This is a genomic window from Pseudomonas sp. NBB, assembly GCF_032701105.1.
GTDB lineage: Bacteria > Pseudomonadota > Gammaproteobacteria > Pseudomonadales > Pseudomonadaceae > Aquipseudomonas > Aquipseudomonas asiatica.
Window position 1 is genome coordinate 5,302,612 of record NZ_CP103994.1, and the last position, 20,788, is coordinate 5,323,399.

The window sequence follows — 20,788 nt, forward strand, 5'->3', positions numbered from 1 at the left end:
CCATGAGAGGAACACGCATCAACTTCTACAACCTGGCCTGGCGTTGGCACTTCTATGCGGGGCTGTTCGTGGCCCCGTTCATGATCCTGCTGGCAATTACCGGGATCATCTACCTGTTCAAGCCGCAGCTCGACCCGCTGCTGTACCGCGAGCTGATGGTGGTCGAAGCCGGCCACCACCGACAGGGCGCGGACACGATGCTGGCCGAAGTGCGCAAGGCCTACCCCGAAGGCCACGTTGGCCAGTACCTGCCGCCGCTGGACGCCGAACGCAGCGCACAATTCGTGGTGCATGACGCCGGGCGCGAACTGAACGTTTTCGTCGACCCCTACAGCGGCAAAGTCCTCGGCGAACAGGATGGCAAGCAGAACCTGCAGGCCATCGCCCGCGCCCTGCATGGCGAACTGATGGTCGGCACGGTCGGTGACCGTCTGGTAGAACTGGCCGCGGGCTGGGGCATCGTGCTGGTGGTGTCGGGCCTGTACTTGTGGTGGCCACGCGGGCGCAATGGCGCTGGCGTGCTGTGGCCACGGCTCTCGGCACGCGGCCGAATGTTCTGGCGCGACCTGCATGCGGTAACCGGCTTCTGGGGCTCGGCCTTGTTGCTGCTGATGCTGCTCAGCGGCATGACCTGGACCGGCCTGTGGGGCAAGCAGTACGCCGACTTGTGGAACCGCTTTCCGGCGGCCATGTGGAACGACGTACCCAAGTCGGACCAGCAGGCGGGTGAACTCAACAGCGCGCACCGCCAGACCGTGCCCTGGGCGATGGAAAACACGCCGATGCCACAGTCCGGTGCACACGCCGAACATGCCGGGCATCACATGACGTCGAGCGCGCCGGCAGCGCCACAGATAAGCCTGCAGCAGGTCGAAGACATCGCTACCGCGCGCCAGGTCGAGCCGGGTTACAGCATTACCGCGCCGACTACGGCCGATGGCGTGTTCACCATCGCCGTATTCGCCGACGACCCGCGCAACGACGCCACCCTGCATGTCGACCAGTACACCGGCAAGGTGCTGGCCGATGTGCGCTGGCAGGACTACAGCCCGGTCGCCCGTGCCACCGAGCTTGGTGTGATGCTGCATGAAGGCAAGATGTTCGGGGCGTTCAACCAGATCATCATCCTGCTGGTGTGCCTGATGATCTTGCTGGGCTCGGTGAGCGGGCTGGTGATGTGGTGGAAGCGCAGGCCGGCCGGCGGGCTGGGTGTGCCGCCGCTGCGCCATGACTTGCCGCGCTGGAAGGTAGCGGTGGGGGTGATGCTGGTGCTGGGGTTGATGTTCCCGCTGGTGGGGGTGTCGATGGTGGTGATGTGGCTGGTGGATAGCTTGGTGGTGAGGCGCGGCCGAGTGCTGGTCAGCGCTTGAGCCTTGCTTCGTCTGTGCCGGCCCTTTCGCGGGTAAACCCGCTCCTACAGTTTCTGCGCCAGCGCGGTCCCTGTGGGAGCAGGCAAGCCCGCGAAGAGGCCGGCACAGGCACAACACTGCTACCCAAAAGTCGAGTCGATCTGTCGCGCCCCGAACTGGAACGCGCGTGTTAGCCTAGCCGGCTACCTCTGACAAGACGACCGACCGTCCAACGGAATGCAGCCTATGACGCAAACCTCACCCACAGCGCCAGATGAACAGCATCTGCAGCGCAACCTGACCAACCGCCACATCCAGCTGATCGCCATTGGCGGCGCAATCGGTACCGGCCTGTTCATGGGCTCGGGCAAGACCATCAGCCTGGCCGGGCCGTCGATCATCTTCGTCTACATGATCATCGGCTTCATGCTGTTCTTCGTCATGCGCGCCATGGGCGAACTGCTGCTGTCGAACCTCAACTACAAGTCGTTCATCGATTTTTCCGCCGACCTGCTCGGCCCCTGGGCAGGCTACTTCACCGGCTGGACCTACTGGTTCTGCTGGGTGGTCACCGGCATCGCCGACGTGGTCGCGATCGCGGCCTATACGCAGTTCTGGTTCCCCGAACTGCCGCAGTGGATACCGGCGCTGACCTGCGTAGGGCTGCTGCTGTCGCTGAACCTGGTGACGGTGAAGATGTTCGGTGAAATGGAGTTCTGGTTCGCCCTGATCAAGATCGTCGCCATCATCGGCCTGGTCGCCACCGGCCTGTACATGGTCATCACCGGCTTCACCTCGCCCAGCGGGCGCACCGCGCAACTGGCCAACCTGTGGAATGACGGCGGCATGTTCCCCAATGGCCTGATGGGCTTCTTCGCTGGCTTCCAGATCGCCGTGTTCGCTTTCGTCGGCATCGAGTTGGTGGGTACAACCGCCGCCGAAGCGAAGAACCCGGAGCGCACCCTGCCGCGGGCGATCAACTCGATCCCGGTACGCATCATCGTGTTCTATGTGCTGGCGCTGATCGCGATCATGGCCGTGACCCCATGGCGCGACGTAGTGCCGGGCAAGAGCCCGTTCGTGGAGTTGTTCGTGCTGGCCGGCCTGCCGGCGGCGGCGAGCATCATCAACTTCGTGGTGCTGACCTCGGCGGCCTCCTCTGCCAACAGCGGCGTTTTCTCCACCAGCCGCATGCTCTACGGCCTGAGCCAGGAGGGTGACGCACCCAAGGCATTCGAGAAACTGTCGAGCCGCTCGGTACCTGCCAACGGCTTGTACTTCTCCTGCACCTGCCTGCTGCTGGGCGCAGTGCTGATCTACCTGGTGCCGAACGTGGTCGAGGCATTCACCCTGGTCACCACCGTTTCGGCGGTGCTGTTCATGTTCGTCTGGACACTGATCCTGCTGTCGTACCTGAACTACCGCAAACACCGCGCGGCGTTGCACCAGGCCTCGAAGTACAAGATGCCGGGCGGGCGCTTCATGTGCTACGTGTGCCTGGTGTTCTTTGCTTTCATCCTGGTGTTGCTGAGCCTGGAGGACGATACCCGCGCGGCGTTGCTGGTGACGCCGATCTGGTTCGTGCTGCTGGCGGTGACCTATCAGGGGGTGCGTAGCAAGCGCCATCCGCGCACGGCAGTGCGTAACGGCTGATGACCCTGGGGGCTGCTCTGCAGCCCCAATCCTGTGCACACAAATCCATCAGGCACCAACCTGGATCCAACCAACGCCCCAACACCTCGCACAACCCCTCTATAGCGCACCTTCCGCCGTTAGGCACACCCCTTGCAACACCCCTCCCCGCTTGCCCAACACATAAAAACTCAGCGGAGAGAGCACATGAAGCGACGCAGTCTGATCAAGGCCTTCACCCTTAGCGCATCGATTGCCGCAATGGGCCTGAGTTGGAGTATCCAGGCCGCCGAAACCATCAAGGTCGGCATCCTGCATTCGCTGTCGGGGACCATGGCCATTTCCGAGACTTCGCTCAAGGACATGGCGCTGATGACCATCGAGCAGATCAACGCCAAGGGCGGCGTGAACGGCAAGCTGCTCGAGCCGGTGGTGGTCGACCCGGCCTCCAACTGGCCGCTGTTCGCCGAAAAGAGCCGACAGCTGCTGACCCAGGACAAGGTGGCAGTGGTGTTCGGCTGCTGGACCTCGGTGTCGCGCAAATCGGTGCTGCCAGTGTTCGAGGAACTGAACGGCCTTCTGTTCTACCCGGTGCAGTACGAGGGTGAAGAGATGTCGCCGAACGTGTTCTACACCGGCGCCGCGCCCAACCAGCAGGCGATCCCGGCCGTGGAGTACCTGATGAGCGAGGACGGCGGCAGCGCCAAGCGCTTCTTCCTGCTGGGCACCGACTACGTCTACCCGCGCACCACCAACAAGATCTTGCGCGCCTTCCTGCACAGCAAGGGTGTGGCCGACAAGGACATCGAAGAGGTGTACACGCCGTTCGGCCACAGCGATTACCAGACCATCGTCGCCAACATCAAGAAGTTCTCTGCTGGCGGCAAGACAGCCGTCATTTCCACCGTCAACGGCGATTCCAATGTGCCGTTCTACAAGGAGCTGGCCAACCAGGGCCTGAAGGCCACCGATGTGCCAGTGGTGGCCTTCTCGGTGGGCGAGGAAGAACTGCGCGGCATCGACACCAAGCCGCTGGTGGGCCATCTGGCGGCGTGGAACTACTTCGAGTCTGTGGATAACCCGGTCAACCAGAAGTTCGTCGCCGACTGGAAGGCCTATGCCAAGGCCAAGGGCCTACCAGGCGCCGACAAGGCGGTGACCAACGACCCGATGGAGGCCACCTACGTGGGCATCCACATGTGGGCGCAGGCGGTGGAAAAAGCCAAGTCCACCGATGTCGACAAAGTACGCGAGGCGCTGGCCGGGCAAAGTTTCGAGGCGCCGTCCGGCTTCACCCTGACCATGGACAAGACCAACCACCACCTGCACAAGCCGGTGATGATCGGCGAGATCCAGGATGACGGGCAGTTCAGCGTGGTGTGGGAGACCGAGCAACCGCTGCGGGCGCAGCCATGGAGCCCGTTTATTCCCGGCAACGACAAGCGCCCCGATTACGCCGTGAAAGGTAACTGAGAGCCGTTAGGGCCGCCTTGCGGCCCATTCGCGGGTGAACCCGCTCCCACAGGTTCGGTGCAAGGTTCGAAACCTGTGCGGTCCCTGTGGGAGCGGGTTTACCCGCGAAGAATCCACCGCTGTATTCCAGGATTGCTCGCATGCTTAGACTCCTGCTAACTCTTCTCCTGCTGATGCCCTTGGCAACCCAGGCCAGCGAGGGCGAATTCTTCCTCGCTGCCAAGCCCGCCGAGCAAGCCCGCCTGCTCGAAGGCTGGGCCGCACAACCCGATACCGCGCGCCTGGCGCTGCTGGACAACCTGCGCCAGGGCCGCATCGCCGCCGACGACACGCGCAAGGTACGCCTGAACAACCGCCTGCGCGGCCTGATCGACAATGCCTTGGCTAGCCACCAGTTGCTCAGCGACAACAGCGACATCCGCCTGGCCGCTGCCCAACAACTACAGAAAAGCGCGCAACCGGCGCAAATGGCCTTCCTCGACCGGCGCTTCGCCAGCGAACCGGATGCCGCCGTGCACGCCGCCCTCGGCCTTGCCCTGGCCAACCTGCAACTAGGTGCCAGCGAGCCGGCAGTACGCCTGGCCGCCGTTCGCCTGCTCGGCGAAACCGGTGACCCGCTGGCCCGCACCCGCCTCGAAGCCTTGCTGCAACCCAACGCGGAAACCGACCCAGGCGTGCGCACCGCCGCCGAAACCAGCCTGGCCCAGGTGCAGCGCAAGCTGCTGGCCGGCGAACTGCTCGGCCAGGCCTTCAGCGGCCTGTCGCTGGGCTCGATCCTGCTGCTGGCAGCCCTTGGCCTGGCCATCACCTTCGGCCTGCTCGGGGTGATCAACATGGCCCACGGCGAAATGCTGATGCTCGGCGCCTATAGCACCTACATGGTCCAGGTACTGCTGCAGCGCTACGCCCCCGGCGCCATCGAGTTCTACCCGCTGATCGCTCTGCCAGTGGCGTTCGCCATCAGTGCCGGCGTCGGCATGGCATTGGAGCGCACGGTAATCCGCCACCTGTATGGCCGCCCACTGGAAACCCTGCTGGCGACCTGGGGCATCAGCCTGATCCTGATCCAGGCCATCCGCCTGCTGTTCGGCGCGCAGAACGTGGAAGTCAGCAACCCGGCCTGGCTGTCGGGGGGCATCCAGCTGCTGCCCAACCTGGTACTGCCATACAACCGCTTGGTGATCATCGGCTTCGCCCTGGCCGTGGTACTGCTCACCTGGCTGCTGCTCAACCGCACGCGGCTGGGCTTGAACGTGCGCGCGGTCACCCAGAACCGCAACATGGCCGCCTGCTGCGGCGTATCCACCGGGCGCGTCGACATGCTCGCCTTCGGCCTCGGCTCGGGCATCGCCGGACTTGGTGGCGTGGCCCTGAGCCAGGTCGGCAACGTCGGCCCGGACCTGGGCCAGAGCTACATCATCGACTCGTTCCTGGTGGTGGTGCTCGGCGGCGTCGGCCAATTGGCCGGCAGCCTGTGGGCAGCCTTCGGCCTTGGCATCGCCAACAAGCTGCTGGAGCCGCAGATCGGCGCCGTGCTCGGCAAGATCCTCATCCTTGCGTTGATCATTCTGTTCATCCAGAAGCGCCCGCAAGGCCTGTTCGCCCTCAAGGGACGGGTAATCGACTGATGAACCAGCCACTGCTTGTTACCGCTACGCAAAAGGCCGGGCCACGCCTGACCCTGGCCATCGGCGCCGTCGTCGTCCTGTTGCTGGTGGCCCTGCCGCTGCTGTCGCTGCTGCCGGCGGACCATGCCCTGCAAGTGTCGGCCTACACCCTGACCCTGGTCGGCAAGATCCTCTGCTACGCCATCGTCGCGCTGGCCCTGGACCTGGTCTGGGGCTACGCCGGGCTGCTGTCGCTGGGCCACGGGCTGTTCTTCGCCCTCGGTGGCTACGCCATGGGCATGTACCTGATGCGCCAGGCCGCCGGTGACGGCCTGCCAGGGTTCATGACCTTCCTGTCGTGGAGCGAGCTGCCGTGGTACTGGGCTGGCACCCAGCATTTCGCCTGGGCCTTGTGCCTGGTGGTGCTGGCGCCCGGGCTGCTGGCGCTGGTGTTCGGCTGGTTCGCCTTCCGCTCGCGGATCAAGGGCGTGTACTTCTCGATCATGACCCAGGCGCTGACCTTCGCCGGCATGTTGCTGTTCTTCCGCAACGAAACCGGCTTTGGCGGCAACAACGGCTTTACCAGCTTCCGCACCATCCTTGGCTTCGACATCGCCGCCCAAGGCACCCGCGCAATGCTGTTCCTGCTCACCGTCGGCCTGCTGCTGGCCAGCCTGTACCTGTGCAGGTGCCTGACCCGCAGCAAGTTCGGCCGCCTGCTCACCGCCGTGCGCGACGCCGAGAACCGCCTGATGTTCTGTGGCTACGACCCACGCGGCTTCAAGTTACTGGTGTGGGTGCTCAGCGCCGTACTTTGCGGCCTGGCCGGTGCGCTGTACGTACCGCAGGTGGGCATCATCAACCCCAGCGAGATGTCGCCGACCAACTCCATCGAAGCCGCCGTGTGGGTGGCCCTGGGCGGGCGCGGCACCTTGATCGGCCCGCTGCTCGGCGCCGGCCTGGTCAATGGCATGAAAAGCTGGTTCACCGTGGCCTTCCCGGAGTTCTGGCTGTTCTTCCTCGGCGCGTTGTTCATCCTCGTCACCCTGTACCTGCCCAAGGGCGTGGTCGGCCTGTTGAAGAAAAGGAGCCAGCCATGAGAGGCGTGCCCCCGGTACACCCGGAATTCATGCTCGAACCGGTGTTCGACAACCTCGGCGCCAGCCGCGACGCCATCGGCCTGGGCCACAGCCGCAAGACCGGCCTCGACACCCGCCACGGCACGGTGCTGAGCCTGGAAGACATCAGCGTCAGCTTCGATGGCTTCAAGGCGCTGAACGCGCTGAACCTGTACATCGGCGTGGGCGAGCTGCGTTGCATCATCGGCCCCAACGGTGCCGGCAAGACCACGATGATGGATGTGATCACCGGCAAGACCCGGCCCGACAACGGTACGGCCTATTTCGGTGACACCCTCGACCTGACCCGCATGAGCGAATACCAGATTGCCCAGGCCGGCATAGGCCGCAAGTTCCAGAAGCCCACGGTGTTCGAGGCGCTGACGGTGTTCGAAAACCTGGAGCTGGCGTTGAAGACCGACAAGTCGGTATGGGCCAGCCTGGCAGCGCGCCTGGGTGGTGAACAGCGCCAGCGCATCGAGGAGGTGCTGGGCACCTTGCGCCTGCTGCCACTGGCCCAGCGCCAGGCGGGCTTGCTGTCGCATGGCCAGAAGCAGTTCCTGGAGATCGGCATGCTGCTGGTGCAGGAGCCGCAACTGCTGTTGCTGGACGAGCCGGTGGCGGGCATGACCGATGCCGAGACCGAGTTCACCGCCGAGCTGTTCAAGGGGCTGGCTGGCAAGCATTCGCTGATGGTGGTGGAGCACGACATGGGGTTTGTCGGCAGCATTGCCGACCATGTGACCGTGCTGCACCAGGGCAGCGTGCTGGCGGAAGGGTCGCTGGAGCAGGTGCAGGCGGATGAGCGGGTGGTCGAGGTGTATCTGGGCCGCTAGACATTGAAACCTGTGCCGGCCTCTTCGCGGGTAAACCCGCTCCCACACAGGCCTGAAGAGCTGCGCGGTCCTTGTGGGAGCGGGTTTACCCGCGAAAGGGCCGGCACAGGCACAGCAACAATTTCAGGAATACACACATGCTCAAGATCGACACCCTGCACCAGTATTACGGCGGCAGCCACATCCTCCGGGGCCTGTCCTTCGAAGCCAAGGTCGGCGAAGTCACCTGCCTGCTGGGCCGCAACGGCGTGGGCAAGACCACCCTGCTGCGCTGCCTGATGGGACTGGTACCCGCTCGCGACGGCAGCATCGAATGGGAAGGCAAGCCGATCACCAGCCTCAAGCCCCAGCAACGGGTCCACGCCGGCATCGCCTACGTGCCCCAGGGCCGCGAGATCTTCCCACGCCTCACTGTCGAGGAAAACCTGCTAATGGGCCTGTCGCGCTTCCCCGCCCGTGAAGCTCGGGAGGTACCGCCCTTCATCTACGAACTGTTCCCCGTGCTGGAACAGATGAAACAACGCCGTGGCGGTGACCTGTCCGGCGGCCAGCAGCAACAGCTGGCCATCGGCCGCGCCTTGGCCAGCCGCCCGCGCCTGCTGATCCTCGACGAGCCCACCGAGGGCATCCAGCCTTCGGTGATCAAGGAGATAGGCGCAGTCATCCGCCGCCTGGCCGAGCGTGGCGACATGGCAATCCTGCTGGTGGAGCAGTTCTACGACTTCGCCGAGGAGCTGGCCGACCAGTACCTGGTGATGGCCCGTGGCGAGATCATCCAGCGGGGCCGTGGCGAAAACATGCAGGCCGAAGGTGTGCGCGGGCTGGTAACCATTTAATCTGCAAGCAACGACCCTGCGAGACGCTGTCATGAGTCATGAAATCCGCGACGCCCTGCCTACCGACGTGCCGGGCATCCTCGACATCTACAACGACGCGGTGCGCAACACCACGGCGATCTGGAACGAAACCCCGGTGGATTTGGCCAACCGCCTGGCCTGGTTCGCCGCACGGGCGCAGCAGGGCTACCCGATCCTGGTGGCGGTGGATGGGAGCGGTGTGCTGGGCTATGCGTCGTTTGGCGACTGGCGGCCGTTCGAGGGCTTTCGCAATACCGTGGAACACTCGGTGTATATCCGTGGCGATCAGCGCGGCAAAGGATTGGGGCCGGTGCTGATGGCAGCGCTGGTCGAGCGTGCGCGCGCGTGTGGCAAGCATGTGATGGTGGCGGCCATCGAGAGCGGCAATGCAGCGTCGGTGCGCCTGCACGAGCGGCTGGGCTTCGTGGTGACCGGGCAGATGCCGCAGGTGGGGGTGAAGTTTGGCCGGTGGCTGGACTTGACCTTCATGCAGCTGGTGCTGAACCCGGGGGCAGAACCAAGCTGAATTTGATTTTGCCTGTACTGGCCTCTTCGCGGATAAACCCGCTCCCACAGGTACTGCACACATCTCAGGAATCGTGCGATCCCTGTGGGAGCGGGTTCACCCGCGAAGAGGCCGGGCCTGCAAACCTCACATCTGGATAAACCTGCCCAACCGCTGCCTCAGCATGCTGTTCTCGCTGCGCAGCTGCTGCACTTCCTGCAATAACTCCAGCGCCAGCGCCACACCTTCCCACTCCAGTTCCAGCTCCTGATGCAGCTTCGCCGCGCGTTTGGCCAGCAACGGCGCCTGATCGTCGAACAACCAGTCCTCCGGCGTTCGCCCGGAAGGTTCGACAATGCCGTGCTCGACGATTTCGATCACGCAGTCAGCCGTGAGATCGGCCTCCTGACACAAGGTACGCATGTCCAGTTGAACGATCAGGGTGCTGCTCATGATCACTTACTCCATTGTGTCCTCGGGTTGAACGCAGCCTTCTCGGAAAGCTTGGTCCACAGTTCGCGGGCAGACTCGTCGGATGCTGGTGGCATGACCACTTTCAGTTGCGCGTAAAGGTTGCCACGCTCGCCACTCTTGTTGGCCAGGCCCTTGCCCGGTACGCGCAGGCGCTGGCCGCTCTGGCTGTCGGGGCGGATGGTGAGGTTGATCTTGCCGTCCAGGGTCGGCACGGCCACCTTGGCGCCCAGTGCTGCCTCCCACGGTGCCAGCGGCACGGTGATGATCAGGTCATGACCTTCGACATCGAACAGCGGGTGCGGTGCCATGCGAATGGTCAGGAACAGGTCGCCATTGGCCCCGCCACCACTACCCGGCGCACCCTGGCCCTTTAGGCGGATACGCTCGCCGTCGGTCACACCGGCCGGGATCTTCACGTTCAGGGTCTTGGTAGTGAAGCCGGTGCGCTGGCCCATGGCATTGGTCTGCGGCACCTGGAAGCTGATCTGCTTGGACTCCTTGCTCAGGGTCTCTTCAAGGAATACCGCCAGTTCTAGCTCCACGTCCTGCCCCCGCCTGCCAGCGCTGCGTTGCTGCTGCCGGGCACCACCGAACGGGTTGCCCCCCCGGCCACCAAAGATCGAGCTGAAAAAGTCGGAGAAATCGCCGCCTTCGAAGCCGCCACCACCGCCACGGTTCTCCCAGCCCGGTGGCGCCTGGAACGGCCGGCCATGCTGGCCACCGTACTTGCGAATTTCATCGTACTCGGCACGTTTCTGCGCGTCGCCCAGCACTTCGTAGGCCTCGTTGGCCTCCTTGAATTTTTCCTCGGCGTCGCGCTCCTTGCTGACATCGGGGTGATACTTGCGCGCCAGCTTGCGGTACGCGGCCTTGATCGCCTTTTCGTCCGCCGCGGGCTCTACGCCGAGTATCTTGTAATAGTCTTTGAAGTCCATCTATGGATCACCAATGTGAATGTGCGTGTTGCAAGAGAAGATAGGGGTCAAGCATAGCCTTTCAAGACCACCTTGGGGTTGCTCCATGGCAGACGATCGGTCTTGATTCTGTAGCCAACTGGCATACACTGCGCGGCCGTTTTGCCTCCGGAAGCTCATTCCCCATGTCTGACGTATCCCCGGCCCGCGCCCTGGGCATCGACTTTGGCACCTCCAACTCCACGGTCGGCTGGCACCGCCCAGGCGCCGAGTCGCTGATTGCCCTGGAAGACGGCAAGATCACGTTGCCCTCGGTGGTGTTCTTCAACATCGAGGAGCGTCGCCCGGTATATGGCCGCCTGGCACTGCACGAGTACCTGGAAGGCTACGAAGGCCGCCTGATGCGTTCGCTGAAAAGCCTGCTGGGCTCCAAGCTGATCAAGCACGATACCAGCGTGCTGGGCAGCGCCCTGCCGTTCAAGGACCTGCTGGGCATGTTCATCGGCGAGCTGAAAAAACGCGCAGAGGCCGCTGCTGGGCGGGAGTTCGAGCAGGTGGTGCTGGGCCGTCCGGTGTTCTTCGTCGACGAAGACCCTGCCGCCGACCAGGAGGCCGAGGACACCCTGGCCGAAGTGGCGCGCAAGATCGGCTTCAAGGATGTGTCCTTCCAGTACGAGCCGATTGCCGCGGCCTTCGACTACGAGTCGAGCATTAGCCGCGAAGAGCTGGTGCTGATCGTCGACATCGGCGGTGGTACCTCGGACTTCACCCTGATCCGCCTGTCGCCCGAGCGCCACCTGGTCGCCGAGCGCCAGAGCGACATCCTCGCCACCGGCGGTGTGCACATTGGCGGTACCGACTTCGACAAGCAGCTGAGCCTGCAGGGCGTGATGCCGCTGTTCGGCTACGGCAGCCGCATGAAGAGCGGCGCGCTGATGCCGACCAGCTATCACCTCAATCTCGCCACCTGGCACACCATCAACGCCCTGTACTCGCAGAAGTCGCAGCTGGCGCTGGGCAGCATGCGCTATGACATCGAGGACACGTTGGGCATCGACCGCCTGTTCAAACTGATCGAAGAGCGTGCCGGCCACTGGTTGGCGATGGAAGTGGAGGCCAGCAAGATCGAGCTGACCGAACAGCAGAGCCGCCACGTCGACCTAGGCCGCATCGAGCGCGATCTGGGCGTGGACCTGTCCCGAGCGCTGTTCGAGGGGGCTATCGAAGGGTTGCTGGAACGGGTGCGTGGTAGCGTGAGCGAACTGCTGGCCAAGGCTGGAGTGAGCGAGACCCAGGTCGATACGGTGTTCTTCACCGGCGGTTCCAGCGGGATTCCGGCGCTGCGCAACAGCGTGTCGGCGATGCTGCCGAATGCGCGGCATGTGGAAGGCAACATCTTTGGCAGCATTGGTAGCGGGTTGGCCATCGAGGCGCGCAAGCGCTACGGCGTAGCCTGAGCCATCCCTTTCACCTGTGCCGACCTCTTCGCGGGTAAACCCGCTCCCACAGGGTCCCCGCAAGTCTTGAGAGAAGTGGCATACCTGTGGGAGCGGGTTTACCCGCGAAGAGGCCGGTACTGGTCAATCAAAGAATCAGACCAGTTCGGCCCGCTTCAGCTCACTCTTCAGGTAGGCATAGTAGATCGGCCCCGCCACCACCCCCGGCAGCCCGAATGCCGCTTCGAACACCAGCATCGCCAGCAGCAGCTCCCAAGACTTGGCACTGATCTGCCCGCCCACGATCCGCGCGTTGAGGAAGTACTCGACCTTGTGGATGACGATCAGGTAACCCAGCGCCGCCGCCGCCACCCAGATCGACAGCGACAGGCCGACGATAGTGATCAGGGTATTCGACATCAGGTTGCCGATCACCGGCAGCAGGCCCAGCAGGAAGGTCAGCACGATCAGCGTCTTGGTCAGCGGCAGGTGCACGTCGAACATCGGCAGCACCACGGCCAGGAAGATGCCCGTGAACGTAGTGTTGAGCAGCGAAATCTTGATCTGCGCGAAGACGATGTTGCGAAACGCCTTCACCAGCAGGCTCAGGCGCTCGAACAGCGCCGCTGCCAGCGGCTTGCGCCGGGATATGTCGGGGATGCGCTGCAAGGCGACGATGGCACCGAGGATCATGCCGATCAACAAGGTGACGAACATGTGCGCCATACCCTTGCCCACCAGTTGCAGGTCGCTCAGGTGGCTCTTGATCCAGTCACCGATGGCCACCTTGAACTCCGCCGCACTGGCCGGCAGGTAGCCTTCGATGAACGGCGGCAGCTGGCTACGGGCGCGCTCCACCAAGGCCATGAACTTGTCCAGCGAGGCCCCGGGGTTTTCCGCCTCGTGCAGCAAAAAGCTGAAAGCACCGGCAAACAGCAGGGTCAGGGTGCTGACCACCAGCGTGCCGAGCAGCGCTACAGCCAGCCAGCGGGCGCGCTGCCCGGCAATCAGCGGCTGCAGCCGCGGCGTGAGCATGTTGACCAGCTCGAACACCAGCAGGCCGGCCAGCAGGCTTGGCAGCAATTTCAGGGGCAACGCCAGCAACAGGCCGGCAAATACGATGATCCAGCTGGCCAGGGTGACCTGGCGGGGGGTGAAGGTCATACAGCCTCAACGGCAGACAACGGGAAAGACCCGCAGTCTGCCAGCCTTACGTCTGCAGGCATAGGCGCAGGTCATTTCTTCTTCAGGCAGTCGCTCATGAACGCTTTGCGTTCGTCACCCTTGAGGGCCTTGGTGGTGGCGTCGGCGTTGCAGGTTTTCATCTTCTCTTGCTGGGTTTGTGGCACATCCTTCTTCAGGCAGGTGCTCATGAAGGCTTTGCGCTCATCGCCCTTGAGGGCCTTGGCGGTGGCGTCGGCGTTGCAGGTTTTCATCTTTTCCTGCTGCGCGGTATTGGCGGCGAAGCCTTGTGCGCTGAACAACACCGCCAATACCAGTAAGGGGATTTGCAGCACTTTCATGGAGTATCTCCTTGGCTCCGCGCCCGATGCACGGGGATCGAGCTGAGTGTAGCCAAGAATTCTCAACGCCCTGCCCGTGCCTGGCGACGGTATTGCTCGGGCGTGCACTGGGCCTGGCGCTGGAACATGGCGATGAACGCCGAGGCGCTGCTGTAGCCGAGGTCGAAGGCGATGGCCTGGATCGGCTGGCCGGCTTCAAGCGCCTCGATGGCGCGCAAAAAGCGCAGGCGCAGCCGCCATTCACCAAAACTGATGCCCAGCTCGCGCAGGAACTGCCGGGCCAAAGTACGTTCGCTGACATGAATCTGGGCGGCCCATTCGCCCAGCGGGCGGTTGTCGCCCGGCTCGGCACCAAGGGCATCGAGCACCTGGCGCAAGCCCTCGCTGTGGGCAAACGGCAGGTAGCAGGCCTGGGTGGGCGCCAGCAGCAGCTGGTCGAGCAGCACCTGCGCCAGGCGCTGGTCGCGCTCGCCCTCAGCCACCCGCAGGTCGCGCCGGGCGAAGTCGGCGAGGATGGCCTTGAGGATGTCGCTGATCATCAGGCTGCACGGTTGCTGCGGCAGTGCGGCGCACAGGCTGCGGTCCAGGTAGACCGAACGGTAGACAATGGCCTGCGGGTTGTAGCAGCCATGCTCGGTGTCGGGCGGCACCCACACGGCGTATTGCGGCGGCGACAGGAAGTGCTGCCCAGCTACCTCCAGGTGCATCACGCCGTGGGCGGTGTAGTTGAGCTGGCCCCAGGCGTGGCGATGCAGGGCGCTGCGGGTGTCGGCACCGAACTCGTCGTGGCGGAAGTACACCGCGGCCGGGAGCCGGGTGAACTGGGGAATGTCGAGGTATTTGCGCGGCATGCTGTCTGCTTTGCGGGGTGGGTTGTCTGGATAGGAGTATAGGCTTGTGAACAGACAATCGATAATACAGGCCTATCGAGGGCCTGCTCCGAAGGCCTTCGCGGGCTCGCCCGCTCCCACAGGATCTGCGCCAGCTTTCAGGCCTGTGATATGCGGGCAAGCCCGCGAAGGGCTGCAAAGCAGCCCCAATCCAAGCCTCAACGAGTAACCTGCTACATGAACTATCTGTTCCCCCTGACCGCCATCCTGATATGGGCCGGCAACACCGTGGTCACCAAGATGTCCGCCGGCGCCATCCACCCCGCCGAGATCGGCTTCTACCGCTGGCTGCTGGCCGCGCTGTTGTTCACCCCGTTCCTGCTGCCCGCCGTGTGGCGCAATCGCGCGGCCATTCGCCCGCACCTGGGCAAGGTTTTCGTGCTGGGCGTGCTGGGCATGGCGCTGTACCAGAGCCTGGCCTACTTTGCCGCCGGCATCACCAGCGCCACCAACATGGGCATCATCCTTTCGCTGATGCCACTGATGTCACTGGCATTGTCCATCGCCTGGCTGGGCCAGCGCCTGAGCTACGGTGCCCTGCTGGGCGCGCTGGTGTCATTTTTCGGCGTGCTTGAAGTGGTCAGCGCCGGCCACCCCGCCAGCCTGCTACAACAAGGCCTGAACAGCGGCGACCTGCTGATGCTGGTGGCCACACTGGCCTATGCGCTATACAGCTTCCTGCTGAAGAAATGGCAGATGCGCCTGCCGCCGATGCAGCTGCTGTACCTGCAGGTGCTGGTAGCCATCGTCGTGTTGCTGCCGCTGTTCCTGCTGTCGGACAAGACTGGCCTGAACAGCCGCAACGTCGGCCTGGTGCTGTACGCCTGCGTGCTGGCCTCGATGATCGCGCCACTGGTGTGGATGCAGGCAGTGCACCGCCTGGGGCCCAGCCGCACCACGCTGTTCTTCAACCTGCTGCCGCTGGTCACGGCACTGATCGCCGCCGTGGTGCTCGACGAGCAGCTGGCCCGCTATCACCTGGTCGGCGGCCTGCTGACCCTGGCGGGCGTGGTGCTGGCCGAGCGCTGGACCACACCGATCCGTCGCTAGAGCCCTGCCGCCTTGAGCCGGGCGGCATGTTCGGTGAACAGCCGCACCGGTTCGGCACCCTTGCCCACCGCACCAAGCGACTGGTTGACGATATCCAGGTGGTCGAGCGGGTAATCGTCGCCGATCACCTGCCCCAGGTGCGAACTGAAGCGCCCGACCATTCCGTCGCAATAGCCCTTTTCCTTGACGAAACTGCGCGCGAACAGGCGGCAGAAGTGGCTGCTGCCGTCGAAACGGTTGCGCCGCTGGTCGGTCAGGCCGGACTGCAAGGTGCCGGACCAGGAGTAATAACGCACGCCATCGACCTCATAGGCCCCTTCCCCGCCCCAGGTGCCTGGCAACCCCTGTGGATAAGCCTGGTTGAACAGCGCCACACCTGCACTGGTCAGTGACTGGTGCGAGGCGTGTACATCCACCGGCAACGGGTCACGGCGCCAGCCGGTTTCCAGCCACACCAGCAGCACGGCCAAGCCATGCAGCACGGCCTTCAGGATGCGCCCCTGCGGAGAATCGCCCGGTGCCGTGCGTTCCAGGTAGTCGGCCAGTTCCGAGCCATGGTTGGGCCCCGCCACCGAAGTGACCGAAGCCACCCGCCCAGGCCGCCTGGCAGCCGCGTAGCGCGCGCTCAGGGCGCCCTGGCTGTGGCCGATGAGGTTGACCTTTTCCGCTCCGGTACGCAGGCAGATGTCTTCGATGATCGCCAGCAACTGCTCGCCGCGCACCTCGCTGGAATGCAGTGGCGAAACCTGCACCGGGAACACCTGCGCCCCGCCCTGGCGCAGGGCCGGCACGATGCCGAACCAGTAGGGGTAGAGCACTACCCGGACAAAACCGAGCATGCCCGGCACCAGCACCAACGGGTATCGCGTGGCCAATTCCTGCTGCATTGCCCCAGCCCCTTTCCGTGGACGACCGGCCAACACTACAGCGGCCTTGATGACCATCGCAATCGAACTCCCGCCGCGCGCTGCGGTTCCAAACCACACAGACCCTTTGCAAGGAGCGGGACCATGTACAAGCAGACCCTGGCAATCCTTCTGGCAAGTGCCACCCTCGTCGCCTGCGGCAGCCGCCCGGAAAACCCGGTGGATTACGTCACCTACCGCGACGAACCGCTGGTCAAGCAGGTGGAAAAAGGCATGACCATGCAGAAAGTCATCGCCATCGGCGGCAGCCCGTCCAACGTCATCGACCTCCCCCATGGTGGCACCTGCAACGACTACATCCTCAACCACGATGGCCACCAGCAGCCCTACTACGTGCGCTTCGACGCCACCGGCCATGTCGACGCCAAGGGCTTCAAGACTTGCAAACAACGCGAAGAAGACAGCGACGCCGTCCACGGCGCCTAAGCCTTCCAGGCCATATCCATGACCACCCTGATGTTCCAGGAGATGAACATGAATGCGAATGAACTGACCGATGTACAAACCCTGCGCGAACGTGCCCGTCAGCATGTCGAGCAAGGTGCGGTGACCGAGGGTTACGATGCTGATCGCCAACAGATCCTGCGCCTGCTCAATGATTCACTGGCCACCGAACTGGTCTGCGTGCTGCGCTACAAGCGTCACTACTTCATGGCCAGCGGCATCAAGGCCAGCGTGGCTGCCGATGAATTCCTCGAGCATGCCAACCAGGAAGCCGAGCACGCCGACAAGCTTGCCGAACGGATCGTGCAGTTGGGTGGAGAGCCGGATTTCAACCCGGACAACCTGAGCAAGCGGTCCCATGCCCAATATGTGGCGGGCACTTCATTGAAAGAGATGGTGCTGGAAGACCTGGTGGCGGAGCGTATCGCCATCGATAGCTATCGCGAGATCATTCGGTACATCGGGGATAAAGATCCGACTACGCGGCGGATTTTTGAAGACATCCTCGCGCAGGAAGAAGAGCACGCGGACGATATGTCCGACCTGTTGCAAGGCTTGTGATTCTTGGGGGCGCTTTGCGCCCCTTTCGCGACACAAGGCCGCTCCCACGGGTATTCCACAAGTCTTTAGGGCTGTGAAATACCTGTGGGAGCGGCCTTGTGTCGCGATGGGCCGCGAAGCGGCCCCCTGCTATTTCCGCTCTTTCACCACCGCCGGCGCCTTGCCCGCCTTCATCTGCTGCAACAGCGGCGTGCACTGGTTGGGATCATCCCCGCTGCTAGGCGCAATCAGCGCCAGCAACCCCGCCGCCGGCCCGGCAACCACGCCCAATGCCACCATTCCCGCTCCGCGTAATGCCAGCGGCACCGCCTGCACCCCGGCACTGGGCTTGGCGAACGGCCCGCGCACATACAGCGGCGAGCGCAGCGAGAACAGCCGCAACCCTTTCGATTCGGGGGTAATTTTCAGGTCCAGCTGCTCCGTGGCGAAATTGGCCGTGCCGTTGATGTAGATGATCGCGTTCTCGGTATCGAAGATGAACAGGCGCGTGGTCGCCAGGCCATCCTTGATACCCACGTCAGCCGCTGCGCAGTTGATCTTCACATCCTCATCGCCAAACAGCTTGCCGACCACATAGTTGCCCACGTTCAACCCGGCAATCTCCATCAGGCTGCGGCTGATGGCACCATCGTTGATCAGCATGCGCAGGTCGCCATTGGCCGTGCCCAGCAAGGCGGCCACCGAGTTGCCCCGGCCAGTGATATCGGCATCGCCATTCAACTCACCGAAGCTGGTCTGCATCGGCGCAAAGGAGGGGAACAACTGCTTGAGCTTGAAGCCCCGCGCCGTCAGCCGGGCACGCCCCTGCAACGGTACGTTGCGGCCATCCAGGCGAATCCTGGAAGCCAGGTTGCCGCCAGCCACGCCAAAACGCAGGGGCTCCAGGCGCAGCAGGCCGTCCTCCAGGATCACGTGGGCCGACAGGTCGTTGAACGGCAGTTGCGCGCTGTGCACGATGCGCTTGCCAGCGAAGGTGACGTCGGCGTCCATCGCGCGCCAGCGCTCGGTGCGGAACTCTTCCACTGGCAGCACCTTGCCCTCCGGCTGCTTGCTGGCACCACCGCGGGCTTTCTGCTCGGCGTTGGAGTCGGCACCGATCAGCGGTGCCAGGTCCTTGAACAACAACTGGTTGGACACCAGGTTGCCGGACAGCTTGGGCCGTGGCTGGCTGGCAACGAAGGCCAGGTCGCCATGGATATCGCTGTCACCGATCTTGCCGTTGAAACCCTGGTAATTGAAGGTCGCACCCTGCGCCGCGTGGAGGTTGGCGCTGAGGTGGCCGTCGGTGGAATAGGCCGGGGTGTCGGGCAAGGTTACGCCGGTCAACGGGTAGAGGTTGCCCAGGCTGGCCCCGGACAGGCGCAGGCGCAGGTCGAGGGCGCCGAGGTTGCGCGGGTCGGTCAGGGTGCCGGCAAGCACCACATGGGTGTCGGCGATGCGCACGTCAGCCTGCAGCGGGAACGGCTGGCTGGCGTCCTGCAGGGCCAGCAGGCCGCCGATCTTGCCGGTACCGGACACCAACTGGCCTTTGTAGCGGCCCTGGGCCTTGAGCCCGAAGGCATAGTCCTGCGCGGCACCGACCTTCTCGGCGCTAGCCTTGCCGACGATGTCGCTGAACGGGACAGGCTTGCCCAGCGGGTCGATCTGCACCTTCATGCTGGTTTTCAGGGTTTGGTCATCGAAGCTGACATTGCCCTGGTCGAAGCCGATGGCGCCAATGTCCAGCTGCCATTTGGAAGGCTCTGCGTTTTCATCCTTGGGGCCGAAGTCGAAGGCCCAGTTGGCGCGGCCATCGGCCAGGCGGGTGAGGCTGGCTGTGGGCTTGGTCAGGTCGATGCGCGGGATGCTGATCTGCTGGAACAGCAGCGGCAGCGGCGCCAGGCGGAACGCCACGCGCTCCAGGCCGACCATCTTCGGTTCCTTGAGCCACTCGGGGTTGCCCAGGGTCAGGTCTTCGGCAATGAAGTGCGGCCAGGGCACCCAGGCACGCCAGCCCCCCTCTTCTGGTTCGGTGCGCCAGTCCACGGCAAGGTTGCCATTGATCGCGAAGGGCCGCTGCAGGGCCTCGGAGACTTTCTCGTTGAGCAGGGGCTTGACGCGGTTCCAGTCGAAGGTGGCAATCACCACCACCAGGATCGCCAGCAGGGTCAGCAGGCTGGTGAAGGTCCAGACGAGGATTCTGGCGGGACGCGTCATTGCGTGATTCTCCTTGCGGTATGGCACAGAACAGGTGCAGCGGTGGCACTCAATATCTCGGACTGATGAAAACCCGTGGGGTTTTATCGATGGCGCCATGATAGCGAAGTTTTTCCTGGCCTTTTGCTCAGCAAATCGTCGCGCCAGACCGTGCGTGTTACCTGCAAAAGCGCCATCAAATTGCCACCTAACGGCCTGTAAAGTGCTGTCTAGAGCAGTTTCAAATCTCTATCAATACGGTCGATTGTTACCATTACCCGTATGAACTTCTCTCTGGCGTTACGCGGCGTAGCATTGGCTCCGTACCCACTTTCCAGCCCCCGAGAGGAGCACCGAAATCATGAAACGCCATCTGCTGACCCTGACCCTGTCCATCCTGGCTGCCAACGCTTTTGCCCTGCCAGCCGACGAGCAACACCTGACCGCCGAATCGCGCTCCAGCGCTGCTGAAATCGCCCAGCCGCTGAAGACCGTTGCTGAAGGTGGTGCTGATCGCCTGATCGAACGTAGTGCCCGCGTTGCCGAAGGTGGCTCCGATCGCCTGATCGAACGTACTGGCCGCGTTGCCGAAGGTGGCTCCGATCGCCTGATCGAACGTACTGGCCGCGTTGCCGAAGGTGGCTCCGATCGCCTGATCGAACGTACTGGCCGCGTTGCCGAAGGTGGCTCCGATCGCCTGATCGAACGTACTGGCCGCGTCGCCGAGGGTGGTTCCGATCGCCTGATCGAACGTTCTGGCCGCGTTGCCGAGGGTGGTTCCGATCGCCTGATCGAACGTTCTGGCCGCGTTGCCGAGGGTGGCTCCGATCGCCTGATCGAACGTACTGGCCGTGTTGCCGAGGGTGGTTCCGATCGCCTGGTTGAAATCAGCCGTGTGAGCTGATCGCCATGACCGAAAAGAACAACCTATGTCACAACGCCAGCTCCCCTCCAGGCCCGGTCCATTGACCGGGCTTTGTTTTTTTAACTAGAGTGCCCAGCCTTACCGCCATAGAAG

20 protein-coding genes are annotated in these 20,788 nt (G+C 63.6%); 13 read left to right on the forward strand and 7 right to left on the reverse strand.

The genetic code is table 11. The features are described 5' to 3' along the window. Window positions 1–2: 2 nt before the first annotated feature. From NY023_RS24540 to NY023_RS24575, 8 genes are all read left to right on the forward strand, one after another. A complete protein-coding gene (locus NY023_RS24540; RefSeq protein WP_013974388.1) occupies window positions 3–1,370 on the forward strand; it encodes a PepSY-associated TM helix domain-containing protein in 1,368 nt (455 codons plus the stop codon). Window positions 1,371–1,595: 225 nt separating this feature from the next. Further along, a complete protein-coding gene (cycA, locus tag NY023_RS24545; protein WP_013974389.1) occupies window positions 1,596–3,002 on the forward strand; it encodes a D-serine/D-alanine/glycine transporter in 1,407 nt (468 codons plus the stop codon). Between the two features lie 186 nt (window positions 3,003–3,188). Further along, window positions 3,189–4,454, forward strand: a complete 1,266-nt coding sequence (gene urtA / locus NY023_RS24550) for an urea ABC transporter substrate-binding protein (RefSeq protein ID WP_013974390.1) — start codon at window positions 3,189–3,191, stop codon at window positions 4,452–4,454. A gap of 140 nt (window positions 4,455–4,594) precedes the next feature. Next, a complete protein-coding gene (gene urtB, locus NY023_RS24555; protein ID WP_024087803.1) occupies window positions 4,595–6,082 on the forward strand; it encodes an urea ABC transporter permease subunit UrtB in 1,488 nt (495 codons plus the stop codon). Then, window positions 6,082–7,161, forward strand: a complete 1,080-nt coding sequence (gene urtC / locus NY023_RS24560) for an urea ABC transporter permease subunit UrtC (RefSeq protein ID WP_013974392.1) — start codon at window positions 6,082–6,084, stop codon at window positions 7,159–7,161. The genes urtB and urtC overlap by 1 nt, the downstream gene beginning before the upstream one ends. After that, on the forward strand, window positions 7,158–8,015 hold the full coding sequence (gene urtD, locus NY023_RS24565) for an urea ABC transporter ATP-binding protein UrtD (protein ID WP_044047163.1): 858 nt from the start codon (window positions 7,158–7,160) through the stop codon (window positions 8,013–8,015). Before urtC ends, urtD begins: the two co-directional genes overlap by 4 nt. Before the next feature lie 137 nt (window positions 8,016–8,152). Further along, window positions 8,153–8,851, forward strand: coding sequence for an urea ABC transporter ATP-binding subunit UrtE (gene urtE, locus NY023_RS24570; RefSeq protein ID WP_013974394.1), 699 nt, complete (start codon window positions 8,153–8,155; stop codon window positions 8,849–8,851). 31 nt (window positions 8,852–8,882) lie between these two features. Next, the gene (locus NY023_RS24575) at window positions 8,883–9,398 is read left to right on the forward strand and encodes a GNAT family N-acetyltransferase (protein ID WP_013974395.1); all 516 of its coding nucleotides are present in this window, start codon (window positions 8,883–8,885) and stop codon (window positions 9,396–9,398) included. A 126-nt stretch (window positions 9,399–9,524) separates the two neighbouring features. On the opposite strand, the gene NY023_RS24580 is transcribed toward NY023_RS24575, so the two are convergent. Both NY023_RS24580 and cbpA read right to left on the reverse strand, forming a co-directional pair. Beyond that, window positions 9,525–9,830 (reverse strand): chaperone modulator CbpM, encoded by a 306-nt coding sequence (locus NY023_RS24580; RefSeq protein ID WP_023660836.1) that lies wholly within the window; start codon window positions 9,828–9,830, stop codon window positions 9,525–9,527. Between the two features lie 2 nt (window positions 9,831–9,832). Beyond that, window positions 9,833–10,786, reverse strand: a complete 954-nt coding sequence (cbpA, locus tag NY023_RS24585) for a curved DNA-binding protein (RefSeq protein ID WP_013974397.1) — start codon at window positions 10,784–10,786, stop codon at window positions 9,833–9,835. 164 nt (window positions 10,787–10,950) lie between these two features. Between cbpA and NY023_RS24590 the strand changes: the two genes are divergently transcribed. Further along, window positions 10,951–12,222 (forward strand): Hsp70 family protein, encoded by a 1,272-nt coding sequence (locus tag NY023_RS24590; RefSeq protein ID WP_013974398.1) that lies wholly within the window; start codon window positions 10,951–10,953, stop codon window positions 12,220–12,222. 135 nt (window positions 12,223–12,357) lie between these two features. Here the strand turns inward: NY023_RS24590 and NY023_RS24595 are convergent, their stop codons facing one another. From NY023_RS24595 to NY023_RS24605, 3 genes are all read right to left on the reverse strand, one after another. Beyond that, complete coding sequence (locus NY023_RS24595) at window positions 12,358–13,365, reverse strand: AI-2E family transporter (RefSeq protein WP_013974399.1); 1,008 nt, start codon at window positions 13,363–13,365, stop codon at window positions 12,358–12,360. Window positions 13,366–13,436: 71 nt separating this feature from the next. After that, window positions 13,437–13,724, reverse strand: coding sequence for a PsiF family protein (locus NY023_RS24600; RefSeq protein ID WP_003258250.1), 288 nt, complete (start codon window positions 13,722–13,724; stop codon window positions 13,437–13,439). 62 nt (window positions 13,725–13,786) lie between these two features. Further along, window positions 13,787–14,575 (reverse strand): AraC family transcriptional regulator, encoded by a 789-nt coding sequence (locus tag NY023_RS24605; protein ID WP_013974400.1) that lies wholly within the window; start codon window positions 14,573–14,575, stop codon window positions 13,787–13,789. A 216-nt stretch (window positions 14,576–14,791) separates the two neighbouring features. On the opposite strand from NY023_RS24605, the gene NY023_RS24610 reads away from it, so the two are divergent. Then, window positions 14,792–15,664, forward strand: coding sequence for a DMT family transporter (locus NY023_RS24610; protein WP_013974401.1), 873 nt, complete (start codon window positions 14,792–14,794; stop codon window positions 15,662–15,664). Here NY023_RS24610 and NY023_RS24615 read toward each other — a convergent pair. Continuing rightward, entirely contained in the window at window positions 15,661–16,551 is an 891-nt protein-coding gene (locus NY023_RS24615; protein ID WP_013974402.1) for an esterase/lipase family protein, read from the reverse strand. The two genes, NY023_RS24610 and NY023_RS24615, sit on opposite strands and share 4 nt — an antisense overlap. 123 nt (window positions 16,552–16,674) lie before the next feature. Between NY023_RS24615 and osmE the strand changes: the two genes are divergently transcribed. Then, window positions 16,675–17,016, forward strand: coding sequence for an osmotically-inducible lipoprotein OsmE (gene osmE / locus NY023_RS24620; RefSeq protein WP_003258245.1), 342 nt, complete (start codon window positions 16,675–16,677; stop codon window positions 17,014–17,016). Window positions 17,017–17,064: 48 nt separating this feature from the next. Continuing rightward, window positions 17,065–17,595 (forward strand): bacterioferritin, encoded by a 531-nt coding sequence (locus NY023_RS24625; protein WP_015271981.1) that lies wholly within the window; start codon window positions 17,065–17,067, stop codon window positions 17,593–17,595. 129 nt (window positions 17,596–17,724) lie between these two features. Here the strand turns inward: NY023_RS24625 and NY023_RS24630 are convergent, their stop codons facing one another. Beyond that, entirely contained in the window at window positions 17,725–19,791 is a 2,067-nt protein-coding gene (locus NY023_RS24630; RefSeq protein ID WP_013974404.1) for an AsmA family protein, read from the reverse strand. A 340-nt stretch (window positions 19,792–20,131) separates the two neighbouring features. On the opposite strand from NY023_RS24630, the gene NY023_RS24635 reads away from it, so the two are divergent. Continuing rightward, a complete protein-coding gene (locus tag NY023_RS24635) occupies window positions 20,132–20,674 on the forward strand; it encodes a hypothetical protein (RefSeq protein ID WP_013974405.1) in 543 nt (180 codons plus the stop codon). Window positions 20,675–20,788 lie beyond the last annotated feature (114 nt).

Excerpts from the sequence above, each read along its gene's own strand:
- NY023_RS24580 (WP_023660836.1), bottom strand. The coding sequence starts at position 9,830 with ATGAGCAGCACCCTGATCGTTCAACTGGACATGCGTACCTTGTGTCAG.
- NY023_RS24605 (WP_013974400.1), bottom strand. The coding sequence starts at position 14,575 with ATGCCGCGCAAATACCTCGACATTCCCCAGTTCACCCGGCTCCCGGCC.
- urtE (WP_013974394.1), top strand. The coding sequence starts at position 8,153 with ATGCTCAAGATCGACACCCTGCACCAGTATTACGGCGGCAGCCACATC.
- urtC (WP_013974392.1), top strand. The coding sequence starts at position 6,082 with ATGAACCAGCCACTGCTTGTTACCGCTACGCAAAAGGCCGGGCCACGC.
- NY023_RS24615 (WP_013974402.1), bottom strand. The coding sequence starts at position 16,551 with ATGCAGCAGGAATTGGCCACGCGATACCCGTTGGTGCTGGTGCCGGGC.
- urtB (WP_024087803.1), top strand. The coding sequence starts at position 4,595 with ATGCTTAGACTCCTGCTAACTCTTCTCCTGCTGATGCCCTTGGCAACC.
- NY023_RS24635 (WP_013974405.1), top strand. The coding sequence starts at position 20,132 with ATGAAACGCCATCTGCTGACCCTGACCCTGTCCATCCTGGCTGCCAAC.
- urtD (WP_044047163.1), top strand. The coding sequence starts at position 7,158 with ATGAGAGGCGTGCCCCCGGTACACCCGGAATTCATGCTCGAACCGGTG.
- osmE (WP_003258245.1), top strand. The coding sequence starts at position 16,675 with ATGTACAAGCAGACCCTGGCAATCCTTCTGGCAAGTGCCACCCTCGTC.
- NY023_RS24625 (WP_015271981.1), top strand. The coding sequence starts at position 17,065 with ATGAATGCGAATGAACTGACCGATGTACAAACCCTGCGCGAACGTGCC.
- NY023_RS24575 (WP_013974395.1), top strand. The coding sequence starts at position 8,883 with ATGAGTCATGAAATCCGCGACGCCCTGCCTACCGACGTGCCGGGCATC.
- NY023_RS24540 (WP_013974388.1), top strand. The coding sequence starts at position 3 with ATGAGAGGAACACGCATCAACTTCTACAACCTGGCCTGGCGTTGGCAC.
- NY023_RS24595 (WP_013974399.1), bottom strand. The coding sequence starts at position 13,365 with ATGACCTTCACCCCCCGCCAGGTCACCCTGGCCAGCTGGATCATCGTA.
- cycA (WP_013974389.1), top strand. The coding sequence starts at position 1,596 with ATGACGCAAACCTCACCCACAGCGCCAGATGAACAGCATCTGCAGCGC.
- NY023_RS24630 (WP_013974404.1), bottom strand. The coding sequence starts at position 19,791 with ATGACGCGTCCCGCCAGAATCCTCGTCTGGACCTTCACCAGCCTGCTG.
- cbpA (WP_013974397.1), bottom strand. The coding sequence starts at position 10,786 with ATGGACTTCAAAGACTATTACAAGATACTCGGCGTAGAGCCCGCGGCG.
- NY023_RS24590 (WP_013974398.1), top strand. The coding sequence starts at position 10,951 with ATGTCTGACGTATCCCCGGCCCGCGCCCTGGGCATCGACTTTGGCACC.
- NY023_RS24600 (WP_003258250.1), bottom strand. The coding sequence starts at position 13,724 with ATGAAAGTGCTGCAAATCCCCTTACTGGTATTGGCGGTGTTGTTCAGC.
- NY023_RS24610 (WP_013974401.1), top strand. The coding sequence starts at position 14,792 with ATGAACTATCTGTTCCCCCTGACCGCCATCCTGATATGGGCCGGCAAC.
- urtA (WP_013974390.1), top strand. The coding sequence starts at position 3,189 with ATGAAGCGACGCAGTCTGATCAAGGCCTTCACCCTTAGCGCATCGATT.